This window comes from Streptomyces sp. NPDC046939 (genome assembly GCF_040644575.1).
Classification (GTDB): domain Bacteria; phylum Actinomycetota; class Actinomycetes; order Streptomycetales; family Streptomycetaceae; genus Streptomyces.
This window is the reverse complement of record NZ_JBEYWV010000040.1, coordinates 78,414-93,718: the sequence shown is the minus strand read 5'-3', so window position 1 is coordinate 93,718 and position 15,305 is coordinate 78,414. Positions and strand designations below refer to the sequence as shown.

At 70.0% G+C, this 15,305-nt stretch carries 14 protein-coding genes and 1 tRNA gene; 8 read left to right on the top strand and 7 right to left on the bottom strand.

Annotation, left to right across the window (positions count from 1 at the left end; genetic code table 11):
* The 5 genes from ABZ877_RS33845 to ABZ877_RS33825 all read left to right on the top strand — a co-directional run.
* The coding region (locus tag ABZ877_RS33845; RefSeq protein ID WP_361079358.1) for a class E sortase at nucleotides 1-539 on the top strand (539 nt) is incomplete at its 5' end.
* Nucleotides 540-612: 73 nt separating this feature from the next.
* Nucleotides 613-774, top strand: coding sequence for a hypothetical protein (locus ABZ877_RS33840; RefSeq protein WP_361079357.1), 162 nt, complete (start codon nucleotides 613-615; stop codon nucleotides 772-774).
* A complete protein-coding gene (locus ABZ877_RS33835; protein ID WP_361079355.1) occupies nucleotides 771-1,418 on the top strand; it encodes an aminodeoxychorismate/anthranilate synthase component II in 648 nt (215 codons plus the stop codon). The genes ABZ877_RS33840 and ABZ877_RS33835 overlap by 4 nt, the downstream gene beginning before the upstream one ends.
* On the top strand, nucleotides 1,415-2,608 hold the full coding sequence (locus tag ABZ877_RS33830; RefSeq protein WP_361079353.1) for a class E sortase: 1,194 nt from the start codon (nucleotides 1,415-1,417) through the stop codon (nucleotides 2,606-2,608). Before ABZ877_RS33835 ends, ABZ877_RS33830 begins: the two co-directional genes overlap by 4 nt.
* A 46-nt stretch (nucleotides 2,609-2,654) precedes the next feature.
* On the top strand, nucleotides 2,655-3,389 hold the full coding sequence (locus tag ABZ877_RS33825) for a class E sortase (protein ID WP_361079351.1): 735 nt from the start codon (nucleotides 2,655-2,657) through the stop codon (nucleotides 3,387-3,389).
* Between the two features lie 73 nt (nucleotides 3,390-3,462).
* Here the strand turns inward: ABZ877_RS33825 and pknB are convergent, their stop codons facing one another.
* From pknB to ABZ877_RS33795, 6 genes are all read right to left on the bottom strand, one after another.
* The gene (gene pknB, locus ABZ877_RS33820) at nucleotides 3,463-5,508 is read right to left on the bottom strand and encodes a Stk1 family PASTA domain-containing Ser/Thr kinase (protein ID WP_361079348.1); all 2,046 of its coding nucleotides are present in this window, start codon (nucleotides 5,506-5,508) and stop codon (nucleotides 3,463-3,465) included.
* 189 nt (nucleotides 5,509-5,697) lie between these two features.
* On the bottom strand, nucleotides 5,698-7,158 hold the full coding sequence (locus ABZ877_RS33815; protein WP_361079345.1) for a penicillin-binding protein 2: 1,461 nt from the start codon (nucleotides 7,156-7,158) through the stop codon (nucleotides 5,698-5,700).
* Nucleotides 7,155-8,582 carry an FtsW/RodA/SpoVE family cell cycle protein gene (locus ABZ877_RS33810; RefSeq protein ID WP_361079343.1) on the bottom strand — a complete coding sequence of 476 codons (1,428 nt, stop codon included), beginning with the start codon at nucleotides 8,580-8,582 and terminating at the stop codon, nucleotides 7,155-7,157. Before ABZ877_RS33810 ends, ABZ877_RS33815 begins: the two co-directional genes overlap by 4 nt.
* Before the next feature lie 24 nt (nucleotides 8,583-8,606).
* Nucleotides 8,607-10,163 carry a Stp1/IreP family PP2C-type Ser/Thr phosphatase gene (locus ABZ877_RS33805; protein WP_361079340.1) on the bottom strand — a complete coding sequence of 519 codons (1,557 nt, stop codon included), beginning with the start codon at nucleotides 10,161-10,163 and terminating at the stop codon, nucleotides 8,607-8,609.
* A gap of 137 nt (nucleotides 10,164-10,300) precedes the next feature.
* Complete coding sequence (locus ABZ877_RS33800) at nucleotides 10,301-10,816, bottom strand: FHA domain-containing protein (RefSeq protein ID WP_361079338.1); 516 nt, start codon at nucleotides 10,814-10,816, stop codon at nucleotides 10,301-10,303.
* A gap of 10 nt (nucleotides 10,817-10,826) precedes the next feature.
* The gene (locus tag ABZ877_RS33795) at nucleotides 10,827-11,678 is read right to left on the bottom strand and encodes a DUF3662 and FHA domain-containing protein (RefSeq protein ID WP_361079336.1); all 852 of its coding nucleotides are present in this window, start codon (nucleotides 11,676-11,678) and stop codon (nucleotides 10,827-10,829) included.
* A 563-nt stretch (nucleotides 11,679-12,241) separates the two neighbouring features.
* On the opposite strand from ABZ877_RS33795, the gene ABZ877_RS33790 reads away from it, so the two are divergent.
* A tRNA-Leu gene (locus ABZ877_RS33790) sits at nucleotides 12,242-12,325 on the top strand.
* Nucleotides 12,326-12,411: 86 nt separating this feature from the next.
* Here ABZ877_RS33790 and ABZ877_RS33785 read toward each other — a convergent pair.
* Nucleotides 12,412-13,065, bottom strand: a complete 654-nt coding sequence (locus tag ABZ877_RS33785; protein ID WP_361079334.1) for an NAD(P)H-dependent oxidoreductase — start codon at nucleotides 13,063-13,065, stop codon at nucleotides 12,412-12,414.
* 190 nt (nucleotides 13,066-13,255) lie between these two features.
* On the opposite strand from ABZ877_RS33785, the gene ABZ877_RS33780 reads away from it, so the two are divergent.
* Both ABZ877_RS33780 and ABZ877_RS33775 read left to right on the top strand, forming a co-directional pair.
* Nucleotides 13,256-13,576 (top strand): helix-turn-helix domain-containing protein, encoded by a 321-nt coding sequence (locus ABZ877_RS33780; protein ID WP_361079364.1) that lies wholly within the window; start codon nucleotides 13,256-13,258, stop codon nucleotides 13,574-13,576.
* 229 nt (nucleotides 13,577-13,805) lie between these two features.
* On the top strand, nucleotides 13,806-15,245 hold the full coding sequence (locus tag ABZ877_RS33775; RefSeq protein WP_361079331.1) for a DUF2252 domain-containing protein: 1,440 nt from the start codon (nucleotides 13,806-13,808) through the stop codon (nucleotides 15,243-15,245).
* Nucleotides 15,246-15,305: the final 60 nt, after the last annotated feature.

The window sequence follows — 15,305 nt, the reverse complement described above, 5'->3', positions numbered from 1 at the left end:
GCCCGGCCGCCACCGCCCCGCCCTCGCAGTCCCCTGCCCAGGAGGTGCCGCCGAGCCCGGCCGCGTACAAGGACGGCGAACCGTTCGCCGTGATGTACATCCCGCGTCTTGGTTTCACGTGGAACAAGCCCGTGCTCGAGAACACGAGGGTCGGAACCCTCAAGAAAGGGCTCGGGCACTACGCGGGCACCGCGCGGCTCGGGCAGAAGGGGAACTTCGCGGTCGCCGGGCACCGGCGCACCTACGGCGACCCGTTCAAGGACTTCCCCAGGCTGCGACCGGGGGACGCCGTGGTCCTGACGGACGGGACGACCTGGTTCACGTACCGCATCGACAAGGGCCCCTTCCGGACGCTCCCCACGGACGTCGCCGTCATCGACCCGGTGCCGCGCCACTCCGGCTACACCGCGCCGGGCCGCTATCTGACGCTCACCACGTGCGATCCCGAGTGGGGACACAGCCACCGGTTGATCGTCTGGGCGCATTTGGATGCCACGGAGCCTGTGGAGGCCGGGAAACCGGAGGCGTTGCGCCGTTAGTCTGGTGTTGTACGGCGACGGCTGAAGCCGTGCGGCGATGGTGTTGAGGGACTGTCGAAGGAGAACGACCGGCATGTACGGCTGGATCTGGCGGCATCTGCCGGGCAACGCGTGGCTGAGGGCGGCGATCTCGCTCGTGCTCGTCCTCGCCGTGGTCTACGTCCTCTTCCAGTACGTGTTCCCGTGGGCCGAGCCGCTGCTGCCCTTCAACGATGTGACGGTGGACGGCCAGTGAGTACGCGAAAGACCCGCATTCTCGTCGTCGACAACTACGACAGCTTCGTCTTCAACCTCGTCCAGTACCTGTACCAGCTGGGCGCCGAGTGCGAGGTGCTGCGCAACGACGAGGTGAGCACGGCGCACGCGCAGGACGGGTTCGACGGCGTCCTGCTGAGCCCCGGACCCGGCGCGCCCGAGCAGGCCGGTGTGTGCATCGAGATGGTGCGGCACTGCGCGGCGACCGGCGTCCCCGTCTTCGGCGTCTGCCTCGGCATGCAGTCGATGCAGGTGGCGTACGGGGGTGTGGTCGGGCGGGCGCCCGAGCTGCTGCACGGCAAGACCTCGCTCGTGCGGCACGACGGCACGGGCGTCTTCGCCGGACTCCCCGACCCGTTCACCGCGACCCGCTACCACTCGCTCGCCGCCGAACCCGGCACCGTACCGGCGGAGTTCGAGGTGACCGCGCGGACCGAGGACGGCATCGTGATGGGGCTGCGCCACCGTGAACTGCCCGTCGAGGGCGTGCAGTTCCATCCGGAGTCCGTCCTGACCGAGCACGGGCACCTGATGCTGGCCAACTGGCTCGCCGAATGCGGGGACAAGGAGGCGGTGGGCCGTTCGGCCGGGCTCGCGCCGGTCGTGGGCAGGGCCTCGGCGTGACCGCGCTGCGCCCCGAACAGGGCGGCGCCGGTGGCTTCGAGGACGCCGTCAGGGGCCTCGACGACCCCCTGAACGACCCGCTGCCGGGTCAGCACCCGTCCCCGTGGTTCCGGGCGGAGAGTGGCCAGGAGACCGGCCCGGCGCAGCAGCCGGAGCAGGAGTGGTACGACCCCGAGGGGTACGCCAAGGACTGGTACGGCGGGGCCCAGGCCGCGCCGCGGGCGCCCGTACGGGACGACGAGACCGTGGCGCTGCGTACGGCCGAGACGCGGCGAATAGGGGATCCTCGGCCCGCTGCCGAGCCGCAGAGGCCGGAACCCGAACCGGAGCCCGCGGCCAGGACCGACACCCCCGTTGCCACCGGTGGCCGTGCTGCGCGCCGGAAGGCCGCCAAGAGGGGCGGCGGCAGGCGTCGGGCGGGAGAGGCCCAGGCGACGGCGGCACCGGCCCAGGAGGGCGACGGGAAGCCGCTGTCACGGGTCGAGGCGCGGCGGGCCGCGAAGGCGGCGAAACCCACGGTCGGCGTCATCGTGAGCCGTGCGGTCGGCGAGGTCTTCATCAGCATCGGTGTGCTGATGCTGCTGTTCGTCACGTACCAGCTGTGGTGGTCGAACATCCGGGCCCACAACCTCGCGGGCAACGCCCGCCACCATCTTGAGGACGACTGGGCCAAGAACAAGGGCGCGGACGAGCCGGGCTCGTTCGAGCCGGGGCAGGGCTTCGCGATTCTCTACATCCCGAAGCTGGACGTCGTGGTGCCTATTGCGGAGGGCATCAGCAAGACGAAGGTGCTCGACAAGGGCATGGTCGGGCACTACGACAAGAACAGCATCCCGACCGCGATGCCTGAGGCGAAGACCGGCAACTTCGCGATCGCCGGCCACCGCAACACCCATGGCGAGCCGTTCCGGTACATCAACCGGCTGAAGCCGGGCGACCCCATCGTGGTCGAGACACGGGACACGTACTACGTCTACAAGATGTCGAGTCTGCTGCCGCAGACGTCGCCGTCGAACACGGCGGTGATCAATCCGATCCCCGCCCAGTCCGGCTTCACCGAGCCGGGCCGCTACATCACGCTGACGACCTGCACCCCGGAATTCACCAGTACGTATCGAATGATCGTCTGGGGCAAGATGGTCGAGGAGCGGCCGCGCAGCAAGGGCAAGCCGGACGCGCTCGTCGGCTAGCCGACGGTGTACAGGGGCATTTCGGCACAGGGACGGGGCACAGGCAGTGGCAGCGACGACCGACCACGAGGAAGCGGCCGAGACGAAGGCCCCCGCGGCACCGCCCCGGCGCGGGCCGGTCGCCCTGGCCGTCAGCTTCTTCGGCGAGCTGCTCATCACCGGCGGTGTGCTGCTCGGCCTGTTCGTCGTCTACTCGCTGTGGTGGACGAACGTGGTGGCCGACCGGGTCGCGCACAAGCAGGCCGACAAGGTCCGCGACCACTGGTCGCAGGCGACCGGCCCCGGCGCCCTGGACACCAAGGACGGCATCGGCTTCCTGCACGTACCGGCGATGGGCAAGGGCGAGGTGCTTGTCGAGAAGGGCACGACGCCCAAGGTTCTCAACGACGGCGTCGCCGGGTACTACACGGAACCCGTGAAGGCCGTACTGCCCACCAGCGGCAAGAACGGCAACTTCTCCCTCGCCGCGCACCGGGACGGCCACGGCGCCAAGTTCCACGACATCGACAAGATCAAGAAGGGCGACGCGATCGTCTACGAGTCCCGCGACAAGTGGTACGTCTACAAGGTGTACGACATCCTCCCGGAGACCTCGAAGTACAACGTGGACGTCATCGACCGGATCCCGAAGGAGTCGGGGAAGAAGAAGGCCGGCCACTACATCACGCTGACGACCTGCACGCCCGTCTACACCTCGCGCTACCGGTACGTGGTCTGGGGCGAGCTGGAGCGGGTCGAGAAGGTCGACAGCGAGCGGACGCCGCCGAAGGAACTGCGCTAGCCGGACGAACGACGGAGCCCCGCCCCCTTTGCGAAGGGGGCGGGGCTCCGTCGTGCGTGGATGCGGTGCCGGGTCAGTCGTCGTTGCCGCGGCCGAAGTTGCCTCCGAAGAAGCCGCCGCCGTTGTTGCCGCCCCCGTTGTCACCGCCGCCGTTGTCACCACCGTTGTCGCCGCCCCCACCGAACGTGGTCAGGGTGACCGTGGTGTTCTTCGGGTCGGCCTGGGTGTTGGGCTGCGGGTCCTGCTGCATCACTCGGGCGTCGTCGCCGCTGTCGCTGCCGTCGGCGAACTGGATGTTCGTGAAGCCGGCGTCCTGGAGCATCTTCTTGGCGTCCTTGACCTTCTGGCCGAGGACCCCCGGAACCGGCTTCTGCACGGGCGCGGGCTTCTTGGCGACCTTCAGCTGGACCGTGGAGCCCGGGTCCGCCGTGGTGCCCGGAGCGAGGTTCTGCTCGAAGACCTTGCCCTCCTCGACCGAACCGTTCTCCACCTCGGTGCAGCTCGCCTTGAGGTTGCTGGCCTGGAGCTGAGAGGTCGCCTGGTCGCAGGTGAGGTTGCCACCGGAGACGTTGGGGACCGTGGTGGTCGCCTTCTCCTTCGCGACGGTCAGGGTGATCGGGGTGCCCTTCTCGACCTTGGTGTCGCCCTCGGGGTCCTGCTTGATGACCTTGCCCGGCGTCCGGTCGGACTCCTGGCTCTCCTTCTTGATGTTGCTGAAGCCCTTGTCGTTGAGCATCTTCTCGGCCTCTTCGTAGGAGAGGCCCTGCACGTCAGGGACCGCCACCTTGGGCGCGCCCGTCGACATCCGCACGGTGATCGTGTCGCCCTTGGCGACCGAGCCGTCCTTCGGGTCCTGCTCGCACACGCGCTTGGCGGGCTGGTCCTCGCACGCCATGCTGTCGCCGCGGACGACCTTCAGGTCGACGTTCTCGGCCTTCTTCTGGGCGCCCTCGAAGGTCTCGCCGACCAGGAGCGGCACATCGACGTCGCCGTCGCCGCCGTCCCCGCTCATCACGTACTTGCCGATGAGGATCGCGCCGACCAGGACGAGGATGCCCGCGACGACCAGGAGGATCGTCGAGGTGCGGTTCTTGCCCTGCTTGCGGCGGTCGGGGCGGTCGTCGTAGCCGTAGCCGCCGTCGTCGGGGTTGACGGGAGGCAGCATCGAGGTGGGCGCCGCGCCGTTCTGCGGGCGCAGCATCGCCGTCTGCTGCTCGCTCCCGTAGCCGTCGCCCGCGCCGTAGCCGACCGCGCCCATGGCGGCGGTGGCGGCGACGGGCTGGCCGTCGAGGCACGCCTCGATGTCGGCGCGCATCTCGTCGGCGGACTGGTAGCGGTAGTCCGGGTCCTTGGTGAGCGCCTTGAGGACGATCGCGTCCATCTCGGGCGTGATCTCGCTGTCGAAGACGCTGGGCGGCTGCGCCTCTTCGCGTACGTGCTGGTAGGCGACGGCCACCGGGGAGTCGCCGACGAACGGCGGACGGACGGTGAGGAGCTCGTAGAGCAGGCAGCCCGTCGAGTACAGGTCGGAGCGGGCGTCGACCTGCTCGCCCTTGGCCTGCTCGGGGGAGAGGTACTGGGCGGTGCCGATGACCGCGGCGGTCTGCGTCATCGTCATGCCGGAGTCGCCCATGGCGCGGGCGATGCCGAAGTCCATGACCTTGACCTGGCCGTTGCGGGTCAGCATCACGTTGGCGGGCTTGATGTCGCGGTGGACGATGCCCGCCCGGTGCGAGTACTCCAGGGCCTGGAGGATGCCGATGGTCATCTCCATGGCGCGCTCGGGCAGCAGCTTGCGGCCGCTGTGCAGGAGCTCGCGGAGCGTCGAGCCGTCGACGTACTCCATCACGATGTACGGGATGGAGACCTGGTCGACGTAGTCCTCACCCGTGTCGTAGACCGCGACGATCGCGGGATGGTTGAGCGAGGCGGCCGACTGGGCCTCCCGGCGGAACCGGGCCTGGAACGACGGGTCGCGTGCGAGGTCCGCCCGCAGCGTCTTCACCGCCACCGTGCGGCCGAGCCGGGTGTCGTGCGCGAGGTAGACCTCGGCCATGCCACCACGGCCGAGCACCTGGCCCAGCTCGTACCGGCCGCCGAGGCGACGCGGCTCTTCCATGGTTACCTACCAGCCCTCTCCGTCGGTCCCGACCGTCCCGTGCGGGGTCGGGCGGTGTGCTGTCCGGGCATACCGTACCCGGCCTGCCCGACGTGACCTGGCCACCACCGTGACCCGTGACAGGACCGGTACCGCCACGTGCGTCTCTGTGAAATCCGGGTGACCGGGGTCACACCCCGGCCGCCCGGATCAGCCCTTCTTGCCGATGACGGCTTCCATCACGCTCTTCGCGATCGGGGCGGCGAGACCACCACCGGAGATGTCCTGCCGGCTGGCCGCGCTGTCCTCGACGACCACGGCGACGGCGACCGGCGAGCCGGAGTCCGTCTTCGCGTACGAGACGAACCAGGCGTACGGCTTCTCGCTGTTGTCGACGCCGTGCTGGGCGGTACCGGTCTTGCCGCCCACGGTGACCCCGGGGATCTTGGCGTTGGTACCGGTGCCGTCGTTGACGACCGTCTCCATCATCGACTGGAGCTTCTGCGCGTTCACCTCGGAGAGCGGCCGGCTCATCTCCTTGGGCTCCGTCTTCTCGATGGTGTCGAGGTTCGGGGCCTTCAGCTCGTCGACCATGTACGGCTGCATGAGCTTGCCGTTGTTCGCGATCGCAGAGGCGACCATGGCCATCTGGAGCGGGGTCGCGGCGGTGTTGTACTGGCCGATGGAGGACAGCGCCGTCTGCGACTGGTTCATGTTGTCGTCGAAGTTCGACGCGTTGGAGCGGACCGGGACGAACTGCTCCTTGTTGAAGCCGAACTTCTCGGCCTCCTCGACCATCGCGTCATTGCCGAGGTCCGAGCCGATCTTGCCGAACACGGTGTTGCAGGAGACCCGGAGGGCGACCCGCAGCGTCGCGTTCTCACAGGGGATGTTGCCCTCGTTCTTCAGCGGCGTCGTGGTGCCCGGCATCGTCCACGGCAGCGGGGTGTCCGTCGGCTTGTCCGGGTCGTACTGACCGCTCTCCAGCGCGGCCGCGGCCGTGACCAGCTTGAACGTCGAACCCGGCGGGTACGTCTCGCGCAGCGCCCGGTTCTGGAGCGGCTTGTCCTTGTCCTTGTCGAGCTTGGAGAAGGTCTGGCTGTCCTTGGTCGAGTTGCCCGCGAAGACCGAGGGGTCGTACGAGGGCGTGGAGGCGAGCGCGAGGATCTTGCCGGTGGACGGCTCGATGGCGGCGACGGCGCCCTTGCCGCGGGTCTTCAGACCGTCGTAGGCGGCCTTCTGCGCCTTGGCGTTGAGGGTGGTCGTGACATTGCCGCCCTCCTTCTTCTTGCCCGTGATCATGTCGAGGGTGCGGCGGAAGAAGAGCCGGTCGTCGTTGCCGGTGAGAATGCCGTCCTCGATGGACTCGAGCTGGGTGGCGCCGACGATCTGCGAGGCGTAACCGGTGACGGGCGCCCACATGGGCCCGTTCTTCCAGGTGCGCTTGTACTTCAGATCGGTGCCGGAGGTCGCCTTGGAGCCGGTGATCGACTTGCCGTCCACGATGATGTCACCGCGCGGCACGGAGTAGCGGGCGATGATGACCCGGCGGTTGTCGTCGTCCGTGGCGAGGGTGTCGGCCTTGACGTACTGGAGCCAGTTGTCGCGGATCAGCAGCGTCAGGATCAGGAGGCCGCAGAAGATCGCGATGCGGCGCAGCGGCTTGTTCACGGGCGGACCACCTGGGTCATCTCGGCGTCGGGGTTGGGCGTGGGGCTGGGCGCGGGCCTGCGCGCGGTGTCGCTGATCCGGATCAGGATGCCGACCAGCGCCCAGTTCGCGATGACGGACGAACCGCCGTACGCGAGGAACGGCATCGTCATACCGGTCAGCGGGATGAGCCCCATGACACCGCCCGCGACGACGAACACCTGCAGGGCGAACGCGCCGGACAGGCCGATGGCGAGCAGCTTGCCGAACGGGTCGCGCGCGGCGAGGGCCGTACGTACGCCGCGCTCCACGATCAGCGCGTAGATCAGCAGGAGCGCCATGATGCCCGCCAGGCCCAGCTCCTCACCGAAGGTGGCGAGGACGAAGTCGGAGTTGGCGGCGAAGCGGATCAGGTCGGAGTGGCCCTGGCCCCAGCCGGTGCCGAGGGTGCCGCCCGAACCGAACGCCCACAGCGCCTGCATGGCCTGCTCGGAGTGGCCCGCGACGCCCTGCCGGCTGAGCAGGTACTCGTGCATCGGGTCGAGCCAGGCGTCGACGCGCTGCTGGATGTGCGGTTCGAAGCTGGCCACGCCGACGGCGCCGACCGCGGACATCAGCAGACCGAACACGATCCAGCTGGTCCGCTCCGTGGCGACGTACAGCATGATGACGAACATTCCGAAGAACAGCAGCGACGTACCCAGGTCGGTCTCAAACACCAGGATGAGGATCGAGATGCCCCACACGACCAGGATCGGGCCGAGGTCGCGGCCGCGCGGCAGGTAGAGCCCCATGAAGCGGCGGCTGGCGAGGGCGAGCGCGTCGCGCTTCACCATCAGGTAGCCGGCGAAGAAGATCGCCAGGACGATCTTCGCGAACTCACCGGGCTGGATGGAGAAGCCGCCGATGTGGATCCAGATCTTCGCGCCGTAGATGTTCTGGCCGAGCCCGGGGACCAGCGGCAGCAGCAGCAGGACGACCGCGCCGAGCATGGAGATGTACGTGTAGCGCTGCAGGACGCGGTGGTCCTTGAGGAACACCAGGACGGCGATGAACAGGGCCATGCCGATCGCCGTGTACATCAACTGCCGGGGCGCGGCGCTGCCCGCCTGTTTGATCGACTGCAGCAGCTTCGACTGGTCGAGACGCCAGATGACGACCAGGCCCAGCCCGTTCAGCAACGTCGCCAGCGGCAGCAGCAGCGGGTCCGCGTACGCCGCGAACTTGCGTACGACGATGTGGGCGACGCCCGCGAGCAGGCCGAGGCCGAGCCCGTAACCGAGCAGGCCCGTGGGGAGCTCCCCGTCGATGGCCAGGCCGACATTGGCGTACGCGAAGACGGGGATGACCACGGCGAACGCGAGGAGCGCCAGCTCGGTGTTGCGCCGGCTGGGCGCGCCGATCGCGCCGATGGTCGACGTATGGGTCGTGGAACTACTACTCATGGCGTGCTGTGGCCCCCAAGGCTTCTACTGCTGCGCGCACGCCTTGGCCAGTTGCTGCTCTTCCTCGGAAAGAGTGGGGCCAGGGGTGGGCGTGGGTGACGGTGACTTCGCCTTGCCGGACGGCGAACGGGACGGGTCGGGCGAGTTCGACGGGTTCGGCGTGGGCGTCTCCCGGTGGAAGGACGCCTTGCGGACCGTTCCGGTGGCGCCCGTGGTCCCGCCGGCCTCGCCCTCGCCGGTCCTCGCGTTGTTCTGCTTCTGGGCCTGCTCCCGCTCGGCCTGCTTCTTGCACGCGCCGGCCTGCGCGGACAGCTCGTCGATCTTCTTCTGGGCGGCCGCCAGGCCACCTTCGGCGATCGTCGCCTCGACCTGCTTCTTCTGGTACGGCGGCAGGTACTTGAGCTCGACCTCGGGATGGTCCTTCTCCACCTTGGACAGGCTCACCCAGGCGAGGTCCTGGTTGATGCCGCGGTAGAGCGCCACGTGGTCGTCCTTGGAACCGACGTAGTACTGCGTCTGGGTCCAGCGGTAACCGCCGTACAGGCCGCCGCCGATGACGGCGAGCGCGAGCACGGTGTAGAGGGATCTCTTGACCCACTTGCGGCCGCGGCGCGGCTTGGTGAAGTCCTCGTCCGTGTACGCGCCGAAGCCCCCCTCGGGCGCGTAGCCGTTCGGGTCGCCGCTGCCGGGCGGGCCGAACTCGCCGCCGCCCTGACCGGGACCCTGGCGCCCCAGACCGGCGGCGCGGCCGGCGGGGGTCTCCATGGCGCCGCCGTCGTGCAACTGGTGCTGGTTCTCGGCGACCGCGCCGACGACCACCGGGGCGTCGGACATCTGGCCCGCGAGGGTGTCGCCGCTGTCGATGTCGAGGACGTCGGCGACGATCACCGTCACGTTGTCGGGGCCGCCGCCGCGCAGGGCCAGCTGGATCAGGTCCTGGACCGTCTCCTGCGGGCCCTGGTAGCTGGCGAGCGTCTCCTCCATCGTCTGGTGCGAGACGACGCCGGACAGGCCGTCGGAGCAGATCAGATAGCGGTCGCCGGCCCGCACCTCACGGATGGAGAGGTCCGGTTCGACGTGGTCGCCACTGCCGAGCGCGCGCATGAGCAGCGAGCGCTGCGGGTGCGTGGTGGCTTCCTCCTCGGTGATGCGGCCCTCGTCGACGAGGCGCTGCACCCACGTGTGGTCCTGCGTGATCTGCGTCAGGACGCCGTCGCGCAGCAGGTACGCGCGCGAGTCGCCGACGTGGACGAGGCCGAGGCGCTGCCCGGTCCACAGCAGGGCGGTCAGGGTCGTCCCCATGCCCTCGAGCTGCGGGTCCTCCTCGACCATCATGCGGAGCTGGTCGTTGGCCCGCTGCACGGCGGTGCCGAGCGACGTCAGGATGTCCGAGCCCGGCACGTCGTCGTCGAGCGCGACGATGGTGGAGATCACCTCGGACGAGGCCACCTCACCGGCGGCCTGGCCCCCCATGCCGTCGGCGATCGCGAGCAGCCGGGGACCGGCGTAGCCCGAGTCCTCGTTGCCCTCGCGGATCATGCCCTTGTGCGATCCGGCGGCGAAGCGCAGTGACAGACTCATGCGCACCTGCCCCGACGGTTCCGACTCCGGGTACATCCGCACGGTGCCCACCCTCCGGTCGGGAGCGGGCCGCTGTCCTGTTCGGGGACCGCCGCGCCGGCTCGCTCGCTCCGCTCGCGCTCATTCATGATGCAGCACTACTTCCGCAGCTCGATGACGGTCTTGCCGATGCGGATCGGTGCGCCCAGCGGGACCGGTGTGGGGGTCGTGAGACGGGTCCGGTCCAGGTACGTGCCGTTGGTGGACCCGAGGTCCTCGACGATCCACTGGCCGTCCCGGTCCGGATAGATCCTGGCGTGCCTGCTGGACGCGTAGTCGTCGTCAAGCACGATCGTGCTGTCGTGCGCGCGGCCGAGCGTGATCGTCTGCCCCTGGAGCGCCACCGTCGTACCCGTGAGGGTGCCTTCGGAGACGACCAGCTTGGTGGGCGCGCCCCGGCGCTGCCGGCCGCCGCCCTGCTGGCGCTGGGGCGCCGGCGGCGTGGCGGCCTGCCGGGCGGTCTGCTGGGAGCGCGTGCTGTCACGGCGCGCGCCGCGCTGGGTGACACGCGTCCCGAACAGGTCGCTGCGGATGACCTGGACGGCCACGATCACGAACAGCCACAGAACGGCCAGGAAACCCAGCCGCATGACCGTCAGGGTCAGCTCTGACATTGCCCCCGCTTCACCCTTCGGCTTGCCGATAAACGATGGTGGTTTGGCCCACGACGATCCGCGAGCCGTCGCGGAGCGTAGCGCGGGTGGTGTGCTGCCCGTCCACCACGATGCCGTTGGTGGACCCGAGATCCTGGATCGTCGAGGGCGTTCCGGTCCGGATCTCGCAGTGCCGGCGCGAGACGCCGGGGTCGTCAATCCGTACGTCTGCTTCGGTGGAACGGCCGAGGACAAGCGTCGGCCGGGAGATCTGGTGCCGGGTGCCGTTGATCTCGATCCAGTGCCGCACGCGCGTGCCGGGCATCGCGCCCGCGCCGGGGCGCTGCGCCGACGCGGCGGGCATGTGGGCAGCCGCCGCGGCCGGGCGCCCGGGCGGCGGCGCCGCGGGCATGGGCGGAGCGGCGGCGGCTGCCGGCGGATAGCTGTAGCCGCCGGGCGCCTGGTTCGGCCTGGGCGCGGTGGGGCGGTCGGGCCGGTCCTGACTGGTGGACGAGGCGAGGGTGCGGCTGCGTACCCGGTACAGACCCGTGTCCAGGTCGTCCGCCTTCTCCAGGTGCACCTTGATGGGGCCCATGAAGGAGTAGCGCTGCTGCTTCGCGTAGTCGCGCACCATGCCGGACAGTTCGTCGCCGAGCTGTCCCGAGTAGGGGCTGAGGCGCTCGTAGTCCGGCGCGCTCAGCTCCACGATGAAGTCGTTGGGGACGACCGTCCGCTCGCGGTTCCAGATCGTCGCGTTGTTGTCGCACTCGCGCTGCAGGGCGCCCGCGATCTCGACGGGCTGGACCTCGGACTTGAAGACTTTGGCGAAGGTGCCGTTGACCAGACCCTCGAGCCGCTGCTCGAACTTCTTCAGGACTCCCATGGGGCACCTCCTCCTTCGTAGCGCTGCCTTCTCGGTACTGCTTACTGATCGTATCCACGCGCCGGGAAAACGGGTGGTTCCCCCTGCTCGCCCGGCCGATGAGTGTCGACGCTCACAGCCTGCTTCGACAGCCCTTCTACGGAGGATCGTAGAGGTGGCCTCGGGACAGTGTCCCGTACGCGGCTGTGGAGACGGCGGGGTACGGGCGAGCCGGGCCCGGGAGGGCCGGGCCGGGGCCGTGCCCGGCGCGGGTCGCATGCGGGGTCGGGGCGTCGTCGGGTGCCTTGTCCAGTGCCGTGTCCGGGGCGTTCTCCGTGCGGGGTCGGTGCCTTGTCCGATGCGGTCGCGTGCGCAGTCGCGTGCGGCTTCCGTGCGGGGTGCGGGGCTGTCGCCGTGCCGGGTTCGGTGCGGGGGTCGGGTGCGGTCCCGGCGCGGTACGCCCTGTCAGGTGCCCGCCAGGGGGGCGGGGAAACGGATGTGAATCCACCCTCCGCAGCGTGCTAATCTTCTGCATGTCGGAAGGCGCTCACCCCGCAAGGGAGAGACCGGAAGACACACCCAATGCGCGGGTGGCGGAATAGGCAGACGCGCTGGATTCAGGTTCCAGTGCCCGAAAGGGCGTGGGGGTTCAACTCCCCCCTCGCGCACAGCGGAAAGCCCCGCAGATCTTCGGATCTGCGGGGCTTTCGCATTGCCCCGGGCGGGGCGCCTCGCCCTGTGGTGTATGTCACCCTCAGGCGGCGAGGCGGGAGGCCAGCTCCTTGCCCTTGGTCTCGGCGGCCTCGAGAGCCGCGGCGCGGGACGTCTCGTAGAGCGGGACCAGCTCGGACATGGCCGGGTTGACCGGAGCCATCGTCAGCTCGGGAACGATGAATTCGAGGTCCATGCCGAGCGCGTCGCGCAGGACCGCCTCCAGGTAGTTCTGCACGTACTCCATGCCCGCGCGCGGGGTGCCCGGCGCGTAGGAGCCGCCGCGGCTGGCGACGACGGTGACCGGCTTGCCCTGCGCGGACGGCGACTCCGTCCCCGCGGTGCGGCCGATCAGGATGATGTTGTCCAGCCACGCCTTGAGCGTCGACGGGATCGTGAAGTTGTACATGGGGGCGCCAATGAGCACGGCGTCCGCCTGCTCCAGCTCCTCGATGAGCCGCACGCGCGCGGCGAAGGCGGCGCTCTGCTCGGGCGTGTGCGTGGCCGGGTCGGCGAAGCCGGCGGTGTGGGAGTCGGCGGTGATGTGGGGCACCGGCTCCGCGCCCAGATCGCGGTAGACGACCGTGCCCTCGGGGTGCTGCTCCTGCCATGCCTTGCGGAACGCGTCCGTGACGGTGCGCGAGGCGGAGGCGGAGCCGGTGAAAACGGACGAATCGATGTGCAGCAGCGTGGCCATGGTGTGTCTCCAACGAGGCTCTAGGGCGGTGGTGCAATTCAGTACGTCACTAGTAATAGCACAGGGACTTACTTTTTCTCACCTCCCTACGGGAGCGACGTACTCTGGACCCATGGCGGGCATCGGCGAAGAGACGAACGGGGCGGGCGCGTCCCCCGGACACCAGGGCTGCACCGGGGTCGACGTCGGGATGACACGTGTCTTCGGGCTGCTCGGGAAGCGGTGGACCGGGCTGATCGTGTCCGTCCTGATGCAGGGGCCCGTCTACTTCGCGGACCTGCGCCGGGCCATCCCCGGCATCAGCGAGCGCATGTTGTCCGACCGGCTGACCGAGCTGTCCACGGCCGGCCTCGTCGTGCGCCAGGTCGACGAGGGCCCGCCGCTGCGGGTCTCCTATCGGCTGACCACGGCGGGCTCGGCGTTGGAGCCGTCGCTGGCGGAGCTTGGGGCGTGGGCGGAGAAGTACCTGGGGGCCGAGGGGGGGACGTGTCCGGAGGAGTTCCGGACGTGAGAGGTCGCCGGGGGCGTCGGGTTCGGCGGGCTCTTGGGGTTCGCCGGGTGTGGACGTGGGGTGTTGTCCACAGCGGGCGCCTTATCCACAGCGGGCGGGTTGTCCACAGGCTCTGACGGGGTTTTCCGGGCGGCGGTACGGTCGTGACCGGTTGCGCAGACGTGGGCGGACGGGATCCGTACGCACGCCGTGGGGCGCGTACGGGTCGGCGTCGGGGGAGGTGGCTGTCATGGCGGTGGGGCGGCAAGGTGGTGCGGCGCAGGCGGTACGGAGGTTGCCGCAGGTGGCCGGGTTCGCGGAGCGGGCCGGGCACGGAGCGGGCCGACGGGAGGAGTCGCCGAAGGCGGCCGGGAAGGCGCTGCGGCAGCGGGTGCCGAGGTCGGCACATGCCGGGTTCGAGGTGAGCGCGGACCGGCCGGACGCGGTGCGGGCCGTCGAGGAGTCCAACCGGGGCCGGATCGCCGAGCTCACACCGATGCGCGTGGGGCGGATGGCCGCGTCGCCCTTCGCCTTCCTGCGGGGCTCCGCCGGGCTGATGGCGCACGACCTCGTGCACACGCCGCTGACCGGCATCGGCGCCCAGATATGCGGCGACGCCCACGCCGGGAACTTCGGTCTGTACGGGGACGCGCGCGGCGGCCTCGTCATCGACCTCAACGACTTCGACGAGACCGTGCACGGCCCCTGGGAGTGGGACCTCAAACGGCTCGCCGCCTCGCTCGTGCTCGCCGGGCGCGAGGCCGGAGCGGACGAGGACGCGTGCCGCACGGCGGCCCACGACGCGGCGGGCGCCTACCGGCGCACGATGCGGCTGCTCGCGAAGTTGCCCGCGCTCGACGCGTGGAACGCCATCGCGGACGAACGGCTCGTCTCGCACACCGACGCGCAGGATCTCGTCGGCACGCTGCGGCGGGTCTCCGAGAAGGCCCGGCACAACACCAGCGGGCGCTTCGCGGCCAGGTCGACGGAGGCGGACGAGGAGGGCGGGCGCCGGTTCGTCGACGCGCCGCCGGTACTGCGCCGGATACCCGACGCCGAGGCGGAGGCGGTCGCGGCCTCCCTCGGCGGATACCTGGAGACCGTGTCGCCGGACCGGCTGCCGCTGCTCGGGCGGTACGCGATCCACGACGTGGCGTTCCGCGTCGTCGGCACCGGGAGCGTGGGGACCCGGTCGTACGTGGTGCTGCTCCTGGACCACCGGGGGGAGCCGCTCGTGCTGCAGGTGAAGGAGGCGCGGCCGTCCGCGCTGGTCCCGCATCTGCCGGCGGTCGGGTTCAAACCGCCCGCCGTCGAGCACGAGGGGCGGCGCGTGGTGCTCGGGCAGAAACGGATGCAGGTGGTCAGCGACATCCTGCTCGGCTGGACCACGGTGGGCGAGCGCCCGTACCAGGTGCGGCAGTTCAGGAACCGCAAGGGCAGCGTCGACCCGGCCGAACTCGCCGCCGACCAGATCGACGACTATGCCCGTATGACCGGCGCCCTCCTGGCCCGCGCCCACGCCCACAGCGCCGACCCGCGCCGGATCGCCGGGTACTGCGGCAAGAACGAGCAACTGGACGAGGCGGTGGCCGCGTTCGCGGTGACGTACGCGGACCGCACGGAGGCGGATCACGCGGAGCTGGTGCGGGGGGTTCGGGCTGGGCGGGTTGCGGCGGAGAGCGGGGTTTGAGGGGTTGACGGGGCGGGGCTTGGTGCGGGGTGGTCCGTGGGAGGTGCGGGGTGTCGTTGG